This is a genomic window from Microbispora bryophytorum, from assembly GCF_043197435.1.
Classification (GTDB): domain Bacteria; phylum Actinomycetota; class Actinomycetes; order Streptosporangiales; family Streptosporangiaceae; genus Microbispora; species Microbispora bryophytorum.
On the sequence record NZ_JBICTF010000007.1, the window covers coordinates 205,498 to 220,972 of the forward strand.

Consider the following 15,475-nt stretch of genomic DNA (forward strand, 5'->3'; position numbering starts at 1 on the left):
ACGATCTGCCTCGATTTCGGTGACACTCCGGAACGCGGGTGGGCGGCCCGAGACGGGGGCTCACCCCGGAGCTCCGATGTTAGCGCTCACAGTCTTCGAGGCGACGACGCTGCTCGGCCGCCCCCACGGTCAGGCCTGCACCCCAGGAGGATCGTTGCACTCCCCCCCACCCGTACGCGGAAAGACAGGGATCGCCGCGATGGCCGCCGCGATGGTGACGGTGGTCGCGGCGGCGATGACATGGGCGGCGCCGGCGGCGGCGGCCGCGTCCTCGTTGGTCAGCACCGCCTCGGGCCGGTGTCTGGATGTGGCGGGAAACGCCGACGCGCCCGGCACCGCCCTGCAGATCTGGGACTGCAACGGGCAGGCCAACCAGGCGTTCGAGTTCACCTCGGCCGGTGAGCTGCGGACGTTCAACGGCACGAGGTGCGTGGACGCCTACGGCGGGGGGACCTCGCCGGGCACGACAGTGGTCATCTGGTCGTGCAACGGGCAGAACAACCAGAAGTGGCGGCAGAACGCCGACGGGTCGATCACCGGCGGGCAGTCGGGTCTGTGCCTGGACGTGAACGGCAACGGCACGGCCAACGGGACCGCGGTCATCCTGTGGACCTGCAGCGGACAGGCCAACCAGAGGTGGAGCACCGCCGGAGGCAGCCCCAGCCCGACACCCAGCCCCACGCCCAGCCCGACTCCGAGCCCGACTCCGAGCCCGACGCCGTCCGCCTCCCCCACCCCGTCGCCGTCGCCGTCGAGCAGCCCGCCGACCGGATCGAGCTCACGGCAGAAGGTCAACTTCGACCGGGGGTGGAGGTTCGTCCGTTCGGATGTGACGGGCGCCCAGAACGCCGGCTTCGACGACTCGAGATGGGTCCCCGTGGCGTTGCCCCACGACTTCGACGCGCCGTACAACGTGGGCGGCTCCACCGGCGGGCAGAACTTTCACGTGGGTGCGGGCTGGTATCGCAAGCACTTCACCGTTCCCTCGTCCTGGGACGGCAAGCGCGTCGAGCTCGAGTTCGAGGGCGCGTTCTCGATCACCGATGTCTGGGTCAACGGAACCAAAACAGGCACGCATCGGGGCGGCTACACGGGATTCGCCTTCGACATCACTAGCGCGATCCGGACCGGCGACAACGTGATAGCGGTGCGCGTGGACAACCGCTGGCAACCGGACCTCGCCCCTCGCACGGGCGACCACCAGTTCAGCGGCGGCCTCTACCGTGACGTCTACCTGAACGTCACCGACAACGTCCACGTCACCTGGTACGGCACCTTCGTCACCACCCCCGCGCTCACCAACCCGGCCTGGAACACGAGCAACTCGGCGTACTACAGGAACATCGATCTGTCGCAGTATCCGAGCGAGACCGACCTGCGCGCGAACATCACCGCCCGCCGCTCCAACGTCAGAGCGCAGACGGAGGTCCGCAACGACGGTTCCGCCGCGGTCGACGTCTACGCGCGCCAGGAGGTGCGCAAGCAGGGATCGGCCGGCGTGCTGGCGACGTTCACCTCGCCCGTACGGACGCTCGGCGCCGCGGCCACGACGACGCTCGACGCGCTGAGCGGATCTCTCTCGAACACCTCCGCCATGCTGCAGGGTCTCGACCTCTGGGCGCCGAACAACCCGGCGCTCTACACCGTGACCACCTCTCTGGTGATCGACCGCACTCCGGACGGGGCGGTCGACAACGGTGTCATCGTCGACAGCTACGACACCACGTTCGGCTTCCGGAGCACGCAGTGGAAGGTGGACGGCTTCTATCTCAACGGTGTCAAGACGCTGCTCGTCGGGGCGGACGCGAACCAGGACCACGGCGGCTGGAGCAACGCCGTCACCAACTCGGGCTTCGACCGCGACGTCCGCTACATCCGTGAGGCCGGGATGAACTTCATCCGGGGCTCGCACTATCCCCACGACCCGTCCTTCGCGGACTCCACAGACAGGCTCGGCGTCATGCTCTGGTCGGAGGCCACCTTCTGGGCGACCGCGACCGCCGGCAGGGAGCCCACGCCGACCGGCACCGTCAACGACTACCAGGCGGACGGCTATCCGCAGAAGACGGCCGACCAGGCGGCCTTCGAGCAGAGCGCCTTGGACGGCCTGCGCGACATGATCCGGGTCAACCGCAACCATCCCTCGATCATCAACTGGTCGATGGGCAACGAGGTGTTCTTCACCTCCTCATCCACCCTGAACAACGCCAGGGCGCTGGTGAGCAGGATGCGCGACTACTCCCACCAGCTCGATCCGACGCGCAAGGCAGGGCTGGGCGGCGTGCAACGCAGCTCGCTCGACCAGCTCTCGGTCAGTGACGTCGCCGGTTACAACGGCGACGGCGGGAAGATCACCAACACGTGGATGCCGAACGTCGTCTCGGAGTACGGGTCGTACACCTCCGACCGGCCCGGTACATACAACCCGACGTACGGCGACGTCGCGGATCCGTCCGACGGCACCAGGTTCACGCTCACGACCGGAAGCGCCGGACTGGCCATCTGGGCGGGCTTCGACCACGGCACGATCATGAGTGCCGCCTTCGCCCGCATGGGCATGATCGACTACTACCGGCTGCCGAAGGACCAGTGGTACTGGTACCGGGCCAACAAGTCGAGGTGGACAGGCCTCACCAATGTCGCCGACCCCACGCCCGTGGCCCGCGAACGATCCACGAGCGGAACAGCGACCCGGATGACGCTGGAAGCCGGGAAGTACTCCCCGACGACGATCACTGACGACGGCGCCACGGACACCCAGCTCGTGGTGACGATGCGGAACTCGTCCGGCGCCTGGGTCAACGACACCCGCGCCGTCACACTGACCGTCACCAGCGGCCCGGGAATCCTGCCCGGCGGCAAGTCGTACACCTTCACGCCGAACGTCTCGGCCTTCGACGGGAAGATGGCGATCGAGTTCCGTTCCTACTACGCCGGCACCACCACCATCACGGCGAAGTCCTCGGGCCTGCCCGACGCCACCATCACGATCACGACCACCGACACGGCCGGGGCAGCGGGCGAGACCGAACCCGCCAACTTCGGCAACTCAGCCCTCTGGGGCTGAACCGCCGCTCACCCGGTCGATTCCTGGCGGGAAGCCGCCAGGAATCGACCGGCTCCCGCTGCCGACTGATGTCGTGGAACGGCCTCACGACGGCTCCTGCGAGGCAGCCCGAATCCTGTCGCCTTTGCCGAATGATCGGCCTAATCTGCCCGCATGGCCCATGGGAAGACCTCCTTCGTCTGCTTGCCCTGCCGAGCCTCGTACAAGCAGCCGTTTCCAGGCCTGGGCCTCGACGATCGGCTCTGCCCTCGATGCGCGCAGCCGCTTGTCCATGTCGGCTCCGCCTTCGCGGCACCGCGCCGTACCGACAGGGCAGGCTGGCGGACGCTCTCGGTGCTGCTGCACGCGGGCGTCCGCTTTCACAAGAGTTGCTGCGGGGGCCCTGGTTACCGCCCGCGCTCGCTCAGCGAGGTGCGCGCGCGAATGACGTACGCCCGGAGAACCGGAGAGCCCTTCTCCGAAGCTCTGGCGCGCCGCGAACTGCCCTAGGCGTGACCTCCTGCCGTCTTGGCTGGTCACGCATCCGGTGAGCCGCAGAGGCAAGCTGCGATTGCGATCACGATCCCGTCGCGCTTCGGCACGCCGCTCGCCTTCGTCGGACAGCCCTACCTGCCGACCGCCCACGGAGCCGTTCATCCCCGCGGCGCTTACCATCGCCTCACAGTGTCCTGGCCACGGTTGGCGGCGACGTCGGTCAGTCGTTGGCGGCCACGTAGCCGCCCGTACATCGAGACGCCCGGCAGACGGGGCAGATTCACATGCTCACTTCAGCGACACCCGAACCCCACCCGAGAACAGCGAGTCATGCAGCTCGATCGCCACCGGGTTCAATCCCTTCGGCACGTCGAAGACCACCGTCCCATCCACCGACAGGCCTGGATTGATCTGCTCATACAGGCTCTTGGAGTCTTTCAGCCAGAGTGCCGCCCCGGTGTCGGCCTCATACTCACGGCCGTCGGCGTCGATCAGCTTCTGCACGGACCCGGCGAACGACTGGGCTTCGTCGCCGATGTTCTCCACGGTGATGACGATCAGGATGAACTCGCCCTTGGGCTTCTGCTCGGTGAACCCAGACCCGACACTGTCGGCGCGGGACACCTTCTTCACGGTGAACTGGAACTTGCCGTCCCTGACGGGGGTGCCGACCTTCCCCGCGGTCTTGTCCTCCGACTCGTCCGCGGGCTGCTCTGTCTCCTGGTCGTCGCCGACGGCCGGGGCCGTCTCGTCTTGTCGTACGGTCGCCACCGTGGGGGAGTTCGTGTTATCGCCGGTGAGGGCGACCAGGACGCCGCACCCGGCGAACAGCACCCAGGCAGATCCCGCCGATCACCGCAAGGACGATCAGCCCTGTGTTCGACTTCTTGGGCGGCCGCGGCGGAGGCGGGTAGCCGTAGCCGGGTGGAGGACCGTAGGCAGGTGGGCCGTACTGCTGAGGCTGCGGACCCCCAGGCCCCTGGTACGGGTACGGCTGCTGCGGGAACTGGCGAGGGTCCGGCTGATAGCCGCCGGGAGGCTGCTCGGTCATCGGTGAATCTCCGGGAGGTCATGTGAAACTGGACGATCACGGGACGAGTGATCCACCGAGACGGGTTACCTCTCCCTGCCGATTGATCAGATCGTTAGCCTTCGGGAGGCCAAGGGAGCCGGTGAGCGTGCCGTCGGCGTGGTCCGCGCCCGGCGCTCGTTGAGCCCGATAAGCGTCGCCATCCCGTCCAGCGGGCACTTCAGGTCGAGCTCGAACAGCGTGTCCAGGTCGAGCGCGTGGTAAATCCGCCCGCGACGTCACACTTCGCTCCCCGCCGGTCCTCTTAGGAGGCGTGACCGTTCCCGTGCGCGCCCAGCGGGCGGGACGGCGTGACCCACGGCGACAAGGAGCACTCGGCATGACCATTCTCGTCACCGGAGCCACCGGGACCGTCGGCCGGCAGGTGGTCCACCATCTTCTCGAACGCGGCCGGAAGGTGCGGGCGCTGACCCGGGACCCCGGCCGCGCCGTCCTGCCGTACGGCGTCGAGGCTGTGGGCGGTGACCTCACCGACGCCGCCGGCCTGGAGGGAGCCTTCGACGGCGTCACCGCCGTCCACCTGATCAATTTCGGCGTCGGCTACCGGCCTCTCGCCAACGGACGCGACATCGTCGCGCTCGCGGAGCGGGCCGGAGTCGCCAAGGCCACCGTGCTGGGCGGCTGGCAGGAGGGCACGCTGGAGCCGGCCGTCAGGGCGAGCGGCCTGGAGTGGACCCTCCTGCGGCCGACGCAGTTCATGGCCAACTTCCTCAACGACTGGGGCGAGTCGCTGCGGACCACCGGGCGGGTGCGTGAGCCGTACGGAGATCGGCAGAGCCCGCCGGTCGACGAGTACGACATCGGCGCCGTCGCGGCGGCCGTGCTGACGCAGGACGGTCACGGCGGCAGGTCCTACCACCTCACCGGCCCCGAGGTGCTGACCGCACGGCGGATGGTCGCGATCATCGCCGAGGCGACCGGCCGCGATCTGCGGTTCGAGGAGCTCACCCCCGACGAGGTGCGCCGCGAGTGGAGCGTGCCGGACCGGCGTCCGCAGCTTGCCCTCTTCCGTGCGTTCGCGGAAATCGAGAGAGCCGACGAGACGGACCTGGTGGAGAGCCTGCTGCGGGTCTACGGCACGCCCAGCGACTTCGCCACCAGGCTCATCGGCGATGTCGAGCAGGTCGTCGGCCGGCCGCCGCGCACGTTCGCCCAATGGGCCGCCGACAACGCCCGTCACTTCCTGCCCACCGGCCCGCGCTGACCTCACGAAGGCGAAACCCATGATCCTCATCACCCTGGACTCACGCATCTTCGGCGACTCGGCCGACCGGCTCCTCGCCTTGGCCGCCGAGCGGGGCGTGAGCAGGGTGGTGGTCCCGTCGGCGATCATCGACGATCCGTTCGACCTGCAGCCGTCCCGATGGCGGGGGGACCGGAACAGGGAGGCCGGGGAAGCGGCCGTCCGGCACGGACGTACGCCGGCTGGGTGGCCGGCCACATCGCCGCCTTCCGGAACGGATGAGCTTCGATGCCGGCACGATCCCGCCCTGGTGCTGTGCGCGACGCGCTGATCCGGTATCCCTAGCGGCAAGGAGCCCCATGATGCGTGAAACCCCCGCGGCCGACGCTTCCGAGGTGTTCGCCGGCCACCGTGAGTTGTTGTTCTCCATCGTCTACAACATGCTCGGCACGGTCGGCGACGCCGAGGACGTGCTTCAGGAGACCTGGCTGGCGTGGGCGGCACGGGATGTGGCCGGCGTCGACAACCCCCGCGCCTACCTGGTGCGTGTCGCGGTCAACCAGGCCCTCGGTCACCAGAGCGCGCTGCGCAGGCGCAAGGAGACCTACCTGGGCCCGTGGCTGCCGGAACCGCTGATCACCGGTCCCGACGCCGCCGAACCCGCGGTACGCGCGGAGTCGGTGTCGATCGCCCTGCTGGTGATCCTGGAGACGCTCACCCCGCTGGAGCGGGCCGTGTTCGTCCTGCACGAGGTGTTCGCCTACCAGCACAACGAGATCGCCGCCATGCTGGACCGCAGCCCGCCCGCGATCCGGCAGATCGCCCACCGGGCCCGCGAACACGTCCAGGCGCGGCGTCCACGCGCCCGGGTCGACCGGCGTACGCACCGGGAGGTGACCGAGCGCTTCGTCGAGGCGGCGTTCGGCGGTGACCTGCCCGCTCTGATGGAGATGCTCGCGCCGGACGTCGTCCTGTGGCCCGACGGCGGAGGCAAGTCGGCGGTGGGCGGGCCGCGTCCGATCCGCGGCCGCGACAAGGTCGCCCGGGTGGTCGTGGCCAACGCGCGCGGCGGCGTGGACGTCCGGCACCGTCAGGTCAACGGTGACCCCTCTGTGGTCGTCTTCGCGGAGGACGCGCCCCTCGCGGTGATGGTGCTCGACCTCGACGCGGACGGGGAGCAGGTGCGCGACATCTACGTGGTCAGCAACCCCGACAAGCTGGGATCCGTCTCCGGCCACACCGCCGGGAAAGGTCAGGAAATATCCCGAAACGATTAGCCGCACCTCGGGTCGAAGGGCCGGACGCCCGAAAGGCCGGGCGCCCCGGAGGACGCCCGGCCCGGTGACATCGGCCGCCTTTATCCGACGCGCTTCCAGGGACCGTTCGGGTCGCCCGGCTTCTGGTTGCGGGTCCACCATTGCGCCTGGTAGGCGACGCCCTGGTAGTCCACCCGGTCGCCGGAGTCGAAGATCCGTGACGGGGTCCAGACAGCGGTGCCGTCCGCCGTGGTCACGAACTCCTGCCACGGGCCGTACGGATCGCCGGGGGTCTGGTTCTTCGTCCACCACGAGGCGTGCCAGACCGATCCGTGGTAGGACACCTGGTCATCCGTGTCGTAGACCGTGGTGGCGGCCCAGGCCGGCGGGTTGCCGATGACGAAGGAGACGGTCTGCTCGGTGGTCAGCCCGTTCGTGCCGACCGCGTCGATCTTGAGCTGGTAGGTGCCGTTCGGGTAGGCGGTGGTGTCGACGACGAGGTTGGGGTGAAGCCCGTCGTTGTGGCTGCCGGATGCCTTGGTGTTGTCGGTCAGCCAGACACCGTCGCGGTTGAGCTCGATGTAGGTGTAGGACACGTCGGACGCCGCACCGCCGAGATCGACGGTGAAGGTCGGCGTGCCGGAGACGGTGGCGCCGTCGGCCACCGAGACGCCCTTGATTGCCAGGTAGGGCGCGAGGGTCCAGAAGTGGTCGGGGACGGTGCCGTCGCCCGTCGCGGGCGCCGGGCTGGCGACGAGGGTCGCGTTGCGTCCGTTGCCCGAGGAGTCCGCGACGGCCGTTCCCGTGCTCTCGTCGAACGTGTAGCGCAGGACGTCGCCCGCGCCGGCCTGCCCGGTCGCGAGGGCGGACACTTCGGACGCGGTCAGCGCGCGGCTGTAGACGTTGAAGTCGTCGACCGCGGCGGCCAGGTAGGGGTCCCCCGAGTACTGCGAGCGGCCGATCCAGTTCTGGGTGGTGTTCCCAAGGCTGGAGGGGTGCAGGGTGAGGTTGGCGTTGGTGCCCGCGACCTTGTCGTTGACGTAGAGGGTGCCGGTGGTGCCGGACACGGTCACCGTCACCAGCGACCAGGTGTTGAGCGGGAGCGACGTGGTGGAGCTGATCAGCTGCTCCCCGCCGGCGCCGCCGGTCGTGATGGCGAACCGGAGCCCGGCGCCATTGGTGAGCGTCAGGAACATGTAGTTCGACGCGCCGGTGCCGAAGTCGAACACGCGCGACCACGTCGTGTTCTTGGCCGGGTTGACCCACGTCGAGACCGTGAAGTCGCCCGTGACGCCGCTCACCGCGCCGCGCGGCACGTTGACGTACTGGCTGGCTCCGGACAGCGCGACGGCCTTCCCGAGCTTGCCGGTCACCCGGGTGCCGCCGATGCCGGAGGACGTGACGGTGGTGTCACTCCACTGCACGACCTGGGCGCCCGAGTCCTTGCTCATGCCGTCGACGGCGAGCACCAGGCCCGTGTCGTAGTTCACGAGCTGGTTGTGGCCCTTCCCGTCGGGGACGACCTGCCAGAGCTGGGTGTTGCCGCCGGTGTCGGTCTCCACGACAGCGGACGCACCGTTGCCGGACGAGGCGTCCTTCACCCCGAGCACCAGGCCACTGGCCGCGTTGACGACCTTGACCAGGCCGGAGCCGGTGGAGACCAGCTTCCATCGCTGCGTGGCGCCGCCCGCGACGGTGGCCTGGTTCACGAGGGTCCCGGCCGACGTCCCCGCATCGTGGGTGTCGAGCGCGAGCCCGCTGTTGAGGTTGGTGATCTGGTAGGTGTTCTCCAGGTCGGTCGCCGTACCGGCGCCGCTGACCACCAGGTGGTAGGCGTCGGCGGAGCTCATCGCCACGGGCACGGTGATGGAGCCGTCGGTCACCTTGTAGACGGTGTCGGAGATGGTGATCGGGCCGGCGACGGGGTTGGTGCGCCCGTACGACGGGGTGTACTCGAGCGTGGCGTGGACGGTGTCGCCCAGGTCGAGCTTGTCCAGCCCGTCGACCTTGACGGCGGTGGCGCCGCCGGCGCCGCCGAAGACCACGCTGACCTGCTTCTTGTCGGTGGTCACGGCGGCGGCGCCGTCGAGGCCGGTGGTGGCGTTGGGCGGGGTGGTGGTGACCATGTCCCCGCTCATGTCGGCGTACCACTTGTAGAGCCAGTAGGCGCCGTTCGGCTTCCCGCCCGTGCCGGTCAGCAGGTCGCCGAGCGCGCCGTAGCCGTTCCAGAACGCGAGCTCGGCGTCGTGGATGCCGTATCGCTCGAACTTCGCGATGTATCCCACCAGCGAGCCGGGGATGCCGACCTCGGAGGGCGCCGCGTACTCCTCGATGGAGATCGGCCGGGGGCTGATGCCGAGGTCCTTCATGATCGCGTTGACCTTGGCGAGGTCACCCACGATCTTGCCCGAGTTGATCAGTTCGTGCCAGGAGATGATGTCGGGAACCGTGTCGGTCTCGACCGCGTTCCTCAGGAAGTTCTCCATGTCGTTGATGTTGTCGGAGAAGCTCGGGCCCTGGATCGGCGTGGTCGGGTCGAGCGATCGCACCTGGCGGAAGGTCTTCGTCCAGAAGTCCTCGTAGGTGCCGTTGGACGAGAGCCAGGTGTTGTCCGACTCGTTCCACAGCTCCCAGGCCACCATGTTCGTCGCTCCGGACGCCTGGACGGCCTTGACCTGCTGCTCCACCACGCCCGGCCAGGAGTCCCAGGTGAACTTGTACGGCCAGCCCGCGTAGTAGTCCGACAGGCGGTTCACGACCTTCGCACCCGCTCGGGCCGCCTTGTCGGCGACCACGAGCACGTCGCCCTTCGCCTGCTGCTTGCCGCCCACGGCCATCTGGACGAAGGTGTTCGGCTTGATGGCCTTGACCAGGGCGTCGGAGGGCGTCGCGTCGTCCGCGAGGCCGTACAGGGACCCCGTCGCGACATGCGTGACCGGGCGGAAGGGCTGGTCGGCCTTCACCACGAGCGTGGACGCCGGGACCGGCGCCGCGTTCGCGGCGGCGGACGCGGGCACGGCGGAGAGGGCGGCTCCCGCGGCCGCGCTCGTGAGCGCGGCCACCAGGGCCGCGGCGTGGCGGGATACGCGCCGGAGCCGGTTGCGGCCAGGGCGCGGGGCTGAAGCACCTCCCGGGGGAAATGCCGTTCGAGACATGGGTGCTACTCCTTCACATTGTGTGAACGACAGGACGTTCACCTTTCTTGTGGCGTCCCGCAGGGCCCCGGCGATGCCGCCGAGACCCAGTGTTAGCGCTAACATCAGCGGCGAGCCCGGATGGTGGCGTTCTTCCGGGATGCGGGACGCTTCCTCTAGTCCTTCACCGCTAGTCCTTCACCGCGCCGGCGGTGACGCCCGCCGCGACGTACCGCTGGGCGATGACGAGCAGGACGGTTGCCGGGATGGAGGCGACCACGGCGGTGGCCATGATGGCGTTCCACTCCTGGTTGTTGTTGCCGATGTAGTGGTAGATGCCCAGCGTGATCGGCTGACGGCCGCCGCCCTGGTCGAGGGTGGAGGCGAAGACGAAGTCGGACCAGGCCCACAGGAACGCGAACAGCGACACCGTGATGACCGAGTTGCGGCTGACCGGCAGCACGACCGACCAGAACGTGCGCAGCGGGCCGGCGCCGTCCACCCGGGCCGCCTGCATCAGCTCCTCGGGGATGCCGGACATGAACGCGGTGAAGATCAGCACCGCGAACGGCACCGCCAGCGTGGAGTCGGCCACGATCAGCCCCGGCACGGTGTTGAGCACGCCGGTGCTCAGGTAGATCGCGTAGAACCCCATCGCCATGATCACACCGGGGATCATCTGCGCGATCAGCAGCACGAAGCTCAGCACCCCGCCGCCGCGCGGGCGCAGCTTGGCCAGCGAGTACGCCGCGGGCGCCGCGATCACCACCGTCAGGGCCACGGTGCCCAGCCCCACCACGAGGCTGGTGGCGAGGTAGGGCCCCTGCTGCTCCAGCACCGCGCGATACCCCTCCAGCGTCCCGTGGACGGGGAACCAGTACGGCGGCGACTTGCGCATGTCCTGGTCGCGGGTGAACGAGACGTTGATCATCCAGTAGACCGGGAACAGCATGAGCGCGGTGAACACCACGCCGAGGCCGGTCCGCCACCAGGTACGCCGGGTTGTCATGCCGCCCCCTGCCGTCGCTGCACGCGGATGTAGACGAGGCCGAAGACCAGCGCGATCACGATCAGGAGGTTGCCCACCGCCGCGCCGGGGCCGAAGGAGGGCAGCATGTTGCCGAAGCCCAGCCGGTAGGACCAGGTGGCCAGCGTCGTGGACGCGTCGCTCGGCCCGCCCTTGGTCATGATCCAGATGATGTCGAACACCTTGAGCGTGTAGACCAGCCCGAGCAGCAGCGTGATCGCCGAGACCGGCCGCAGCAGCGGGAAGGTCACCCGCCAGAACCGCTGCCAGGCTCTGGCCCCGTCCAGGGCCGCCGCCTCGTAGATGTGGGAGGGGATCGCCTGCAGCCCGCTGTAGAGCACGACCAGGTTGAACGGGATGCCGATCCAGATGTTGGCGATGGTCACCGACCACAGCGACCAGTCCGGGGACGTCAGCCAGTTGACCGGGTCGATCCCCACCGCCGCGAGCACCGCGTTGACCACGCCCGACTCGCTGTTGAGCATCCACGACCAGGTCGAGGACGACACGATCAGCGGCAGCAGCCACGGCACCAGGAACAGCGCGCGCAGGGTCGCCGACAGCCGGAAGTTCCGGGTGAAGAACACGGCCAGGGCGAGCCCGATGGTGAACTGGAAGGCCAGCGACACCACGGTGAACACCACCGTGTGCCACAGCGCCGGCCCGAACGTGGCGTCGCGGACGGCCTTCCCGTAGTTGGCCAGCCCGGTGAACGGCGCGTCGCCCTGCACGAACGACCGCACCGTGTAGTTCCGCAGGCTCAGGTCGACGTTGCGGTACAGCGGATAGACGTAGAACGCGAGCAGGTAGACCACCACCGGGGCGAGGAACGCCCACGCCGCCCACTGACCCGATCGCCGTACGGGTGCGCCGCGATCGCCTCCGGACTGTGGCCCCGGGGCCCGCTCCCGCCGGCCCGCCGCGGTCGGCGGGGCCGGCGTCTGTGTTGCGTGTTTCATGCTTTCCTTCATCTGGACGGCCAGAGGCGGGCCCGGCGACCGACGCCCGGGCCCGGACGCTACTGGACGGCGCTTTCCGCCGTGCCCTGAGCCGCCGTCAGCGCCTCCTGCGCCGACTGCGACCCGCTCAGCGCGGCCTGCATCGCCTTCCACATGGGCTCGGAGATCTTCGGGTACTTCGTGCCGAGGTCGTCGCTGGTGCGGCCCTTCGCGGCCTTGACCGCCTCCACCCACACCTTGAGCTCGGCGTTCTGCTCGACCTGCTTGGCCTGCACCTCCTCGGTCGGCGCGATGTACGACAGCGTGGTGTCGGTGGTGTAGGAGTTGCCGGTGCTGGCCAGGCACGTCACCAGCTTCTGGGAGGCGACGTAGCGGGCGGTGTCCTTCTGCACGGGAAGGGTGACGAACTCACCGCCGGTCGGGGCGGGGGCGGTGCCGCCGTCCTTGGCGGGGATCGGGATGATGCCGTAGTCGAAGCCGGTCTTCTTGGCGTTGGCGAGCTGCCAGGTGCCGTTCTCGCCGAAGGCGAAGTCCCCGGTCGCGAACTCCTGCCAGCTCGTGGTCTGGGTGTTGTTGATGACCGAGGTGGGGGCGTAGCCCTTCTTCACCCAGTCGGCCCACAGCGACAGCGCCGCGACGCCCTCGGGTGAGTCGAGCTTCGTGAGCTGCGCGCCCGAGCCCCAGAACCAGGGCAGGAACTGGAAGCTGCCCTCCTCGGTGCCGATGCCCGAGAACGTGATGCCCTTCTTGCCCGCCGCCTTGACCTTCTCCAGCGCGGCGGTCAGCGACGCCCAGTCCTTCACCGCGTCCGCGTCCACCCCGGCCTTCTTCAGCACCTCCTTGTTGTAGTAGAGGGCGAGCGTGTTGGCCCCGATCGGGATGCCGTACGTCTTGCCGCCGAGCTGGCCCGCCGCGAGCAGGTTCGGCGAGACGGTCGTGGTGTCGATCTTCGTCTCGTCGGTCGAGGTCAGCACGCCGGCCTCGGCCAGCGTCGAGACGACCGGGTTGTCCACGATCAGCACGTCCGGGGAGTTGCCCTGCTGGGCGGCCAGCAGCGCCTTGTTGGTCAGGTCGGTGGTGTCGTAGCCCGTCCGCTTGACGGTCACCCCGGCCTCCGTCCCGCACTGCGTGAGCAGCTTCACCCAGTCGGAGGAGTCGTCGAACTGCGGGTAGGGGTCCCAGATCGTGTAGGTCCCGCCCCCGGCGGCCTGGCTCGCGCCCGCCGTGGCGCTGTCGGTGCCGTCGCTCCCGGACGAGCCGGAGCACGCGGTGAGACCACCGGCGACGGCGAGGACCACCAGGGCCAGGCCGGCGGCGCGCCGGCCCCTGTCGAGGCTTTCCATATCGTTCTTCCTTTCGACGGCCGGCGTCCGGCCGCTTGTCGTCTCGTTCACCGGCGCGGGTCCGCACGGTCAGGGTGCGAACCCGCGCTGTGGGCTCGGATGGGGCTCAGGTGAGCTGGATGTAGTCCAGCTCGGCATAGCCGGTCCCGCCGTCGAAGTAGGGGGACCCCTTGGCCAGGCGGATCACGTTGTAGCCCGCCCGCAGGTTCACGGTGGTGCTGACCGTGGCGCCGAACTGACCCCAGGCGGCGGTGGGCGGATAGCTGACCGTCGTCCAGGCGCCGCCGTTGTACGCCAGCCCCTGCGTGGCGGTGGCCCCGGTGGCGTTGGCGTAGCCGATGGTCATGGTGTACGCCCGGGCGGTGGGCACGTTCACCACGAAGTCGACGTAGCTGTCGGTGCTGTGATCACCGTTGCTGTTGTCGATGCGCCCGACGTAGCCGCCCTCGGACGCGCTGGAGCCGCTCAGCCGCTGGGCGCGGAAGACCGACGCGTTCTCCGCCTCGTAGCGCTGCTGGTAGGACGGCACCCCGCCGGTCGGCTGGATCACCAGGTTGTAGGCGCTGGTCGCCGACATGTTCGGCACCGGGACGCTGATCTGCCCGTTGCTCACCGCGTACGTGCTCGTGGAGATGGTCGTGGGCGCGGTCACGGCGGTGAACCGGCCGTTCGAGGGGGTCGACTGCAAGGTCACCCGGACCGAGGAGCCCAGCGCGCCGATGCCGGTGACGCGCACCGTGTTGGTGCCCGACTCGTTGCCCAGGACCACGTTGACGATCTTGCGGGTGGCGTCGTAGGAGGCGAAGCCGTCCAGCCCGGTTTGGGTGGACGGCGTGGTGGTGACCATGCGGCCGGCCATGTCGCCGTACCACTTGTACAGCCACCAGGTGCCGGTGGGCTGGCTGTTGTTGACGACAAGCCCGTTCATGGTGCCGTATTCGTACCAGAACGCCCTGTGTGCCGTCTCGACACCGGCACGCTCGAACTTGGCCACATAGCTGGCGATCCGGCCCGGGACGTCCACTTCGCTCGGCGCGGCGTACTCGTTGATCGAGATGCGGCGGGGGCTGATGCCGAGCGAGGACTCCAGCGCGCGGTAGTCGGCGATGTGCGCGGCGATGCCACTGGGGTCGCCGCCCAGCTCGTGCCAGCAGATGACGTCGGGCAGCGTGCCCGCGGCCTTGGCGCTGCTCAGGAACGACGACAACCAGGAATGGTTGTAGTAGGAGATGCTCGGGCCGACGATCGGCGTCGTGGTGTCCAGCGCCCGTACGGCCCGGAAGGTGCGCGTCCAGCCGTCGTTGAAGGACCCGGCGGCGGAGGTGTTCCACGTCCCGTCGGGCTCGTTCCACAGCTCCCAGCCGATGACGTTGGTCACCGAGGTCGCGTTGCGGCGGGCGGTGACCATCGTGTTCACCTTGGCCAGCCAGTCGGTCCAGCTCACCCACTGGTAGGGGAAGTTGGGGTAGATGTCGGGCATCCGGACGTACTCCCCGGCCCCCACCCGGGTGGCCTGCGGGGCCACCAGCAGCGAGTCACCGCCGGGCGGCTGGCCGTTGGGCCGCTGCCCCACGCCCGGGGCGGGCTGCGTCAGCGAGTTGACCTTCAGCGGCAGCAGCGCGGAGTCGGCCGGGCGGCTGTTTTCCGCCAGGCCGTACAGGCCGCCGGCCGCGACGTGCGTGACCGGCCGGAAGGGCTGCGCCACGTTCACCGTCAGGGTGGCGCCCGCGGCCTCGGCGGGCGCAAGTGGGACGAGTGCCCCGGTCAGTGCCCCGGTCAGGGACACCGTCAGCGACCCGGCCAACGCGGACAACAAGGTCGTGCGTCGGGGTCTGCGCATACTTACCTCGCTCTTTCTGTGCTCAGGTGGGGGGTGGAGAGGAGGTGAAGCCGGGACCGCCCGCCCCGATTTCGGCGGCGTGCGCCGCGAGCGGTCCCTTCT

The 15,475-nt window shown here is 69.2% G+C and carries 10 protein-coding genes; 4 read left to right on the forward strand and 6 right to left on the reverse strand.

Annotated elements, in window-relative coordinates; translation table 11 throughout:
* The first annotated feature begins 76 nt into the window (after positions 1 to 76).
* Positions 77 to 3,067 (forward strand): lectin, encoded by a 2,991-nt coding sequence (locus ACGFIB_RS25135; RefSeq protein WP_393375381.1) that lies wholly within the window; start codon positions 77 to 79, stop codon positions 3,065 to 3,067.
* A 762-nt stretch (positions 3,068 to 3,829) separates the two neighbouring features.
* Here ACGFIB_RS25135 and ACGFIB_RS25140 read toward each other — a convergent pair.
* On the reverse strand, positions 3,830 to 4,375 hold the full coding sequence (locus ACGFIB_RS25140) for a DUF4352 domain-containing protein (protein ID WP_393375384.1): 546 nt from the start codon (positions 4,373 to 4,375) through the stop codon (positions 3,830 to 3,832).
* Positions 4,376 to 4,950: 575 nt separating this feature from the next.
* Here ACGFIB_RS25140 and ACGFIB_RS25145 point away from each other — a divergent pair.
* Genes ACGFIB_RS25145 through sigJ form a run of 3 tightly spaced genes read left to right on the forward strand, consistent with a single transcriptional unit; the run spans position 4,951 to position 7,091 of the window.
* Positions 4,951 to 5,835, forward strand: coding sequence for an NmrA family NAD(P)-binding protein (locus ACGFIB_RS25145; protein WP_393375387.1), 885 nt, complete (start codon positions 4,951 to 4,953; stop codon positions 5,833 to 5,835).
* A 19-nt stretch (positions 5,836 to 5,854) separates the two neighbouring features.
* On the forward strand, positions 5,855 to 6,145 hold the full coding sequence (locus ACGFIB_RS25150; protein WP_142574516.1) for a hypothetical protein: 291 nt from the start codon (positions 5,855 to 5,857) through the stop codon (positions 6,143 to 6,145).
* Between the two features lie 28 nt (positions 6,146 to 6,173).
* Positions 6,174 to 7,091 carry an RNA polymerase sigma factor SigJ gene (gene sigJ / locus ACGFIB_RS25155; RefSeq protein WP_223854004.1) on the forward strand — a complete coding sequence of 306 codons (918 nt, stop codon included), beginning with the start codon at positions 6,174 to 6,176 and terminating at the stop codon, positions 7,089 to 7,091.
* An 80-nt stretch (positions 7,092 to 7,171) separates the two neighbouring features.
* Here the strand turns inward: sigJ and ACGFIB_RS25160 are convergent, their stop codons facing one another.
* The 5 genes from ACGFIB_RS25160 to ACGFIB_RS25180 all read right to left on the reverse strand — a co-directional run bounded on the left by ACGFIB_RS25160 (position 7,172) and on the right by ACGFIB_RS25180 (position 15,373).
* Positions 7,172 to 10,225, reverse strand: coding sequence for a LamG-like jellyroll fold domain-containing protein (locus ACGFIB_RS25160; protein ID WP_393375391.1), 3,054 nt, complete (start codon positions 10,223 to 10,225; stop codon positions 7,172 to 7,174).
* 169 nt (positions 10,226 to 10,394) lie between these two features.
* Positions 10,395 to 11,213, reverse strand: coding sequence for a carbohydrate ABC transporter permease (locus tag ACGFIB_RS25165; protein WP_142574514.1), 819 nt, complete (start codon positions 11,211 to 11,213; stop codon positions 10,395 to 10,397).
* Entirely contained in the window at positions 11,210 to 12,190 is a 981-nt protein-coding gene (locus ACGFIB_RS25170) for a carbohydrate ABC transporter permease (protein WP_357245433.1), read from the reverse strand. Before ACGFIB_RS25170 ends, ACGFIB_RS25165 begins: the two co-directional genes overlap by 4 nt.
* Positions 12,191 to 12,249: 59 nt before the next feature.
* Positions 12,250 to 13,533, reverse strand: coding sequence for a sugar ABC transporter substrate-binding protein (locus ACGFIB_RS25175; RefSeq protein ID WP_357262444.1), 1,284 nt, complete (start codon positions 13,531 to 13,533; stop codon positions 12,250 to 12,252).
* Between the two features lie 106 nt (positions 13,534 to 13,639).
* Positions 13,640 to 15,373 carry a hypothetical protein gene (locus tag ACGFIB_RS25180; protein ID WP_393375396.1) on the reverse strand — a complete coding sequence of 578 codons (1,734 nt, stop codon included), beginning with the start codon at positions 15,371 to 15,373 and terminating at the stop codon, positions 13,640 to 13,642.
* Between the last annotated feature and the right edge of the window lie 102 nt (positions 15,374 to 15,475).

Coding starts and splice junctions, on each gene's coding strand:
- ACGFIB_RS25135 (WP_393375381.1), top strand. CDS start 77: ATGTTAGCGCTCACAGTCTTCGAGGCGACGACGCTGCTCGGCCGCCCC.
- ACGFIB_RS25145 (WP_393375387.1), top strand. CDS start 4,951: ATGACCATTCTCGTCACCGGAGCCACCGGGACCGTCGGCCGGCAGGTG.
- ACGFIB_RS25150 (WP_142574516.1), top strand. CDS start 5,855: ATGATCCTCATCACCCTGGACTCACGCATCTTCGGCGACTCGGCCGAC.
- sigJ (WP_223854004.1), top strand. CDS start 6,174: ATGATGCGTGAAACCCCCGCGGCCGACGCTTCCGAGGTGTTCGCCGGC.
- ACGFIB_RS25160 (WP_393375391.1), bottom strand. CDS start 10,225: ATGTCTCGAACGGCATTTCCCCCGGGAGGTGCTTCAGCCCCGCGCCCT.
- ACGFIB_RS25165 (WP_142574514.1), bottom strand. CDS start 11,213: ATGACAACCCGGCGTACCTGGTGGCGGACCGGCCTCGGCGTGGTGTTC.
- ACGFIB_RS25170 (WP_357245433.1), bottom strand. CDS start 12,190: ATGAAACACGCAACACAGACGCCGGCCCCGCCGACCGCGGCGGGCCGG.
- ACGFIB_RS25175 (WP_357262444.1), bottom strand. CDS start 13,533: ATGGAAAGCCTCGACAGGGGCCGGCGCGCCGCCGGCCTGGCCCTGGTG.
- ACGFIB_RS25180 (WP_393375396.1), bottom strand. CDS start 15,373: ATGCGCAGACCCCGACGCACGACCTTGTTGTCCGCGTTGGCCGGGTCG.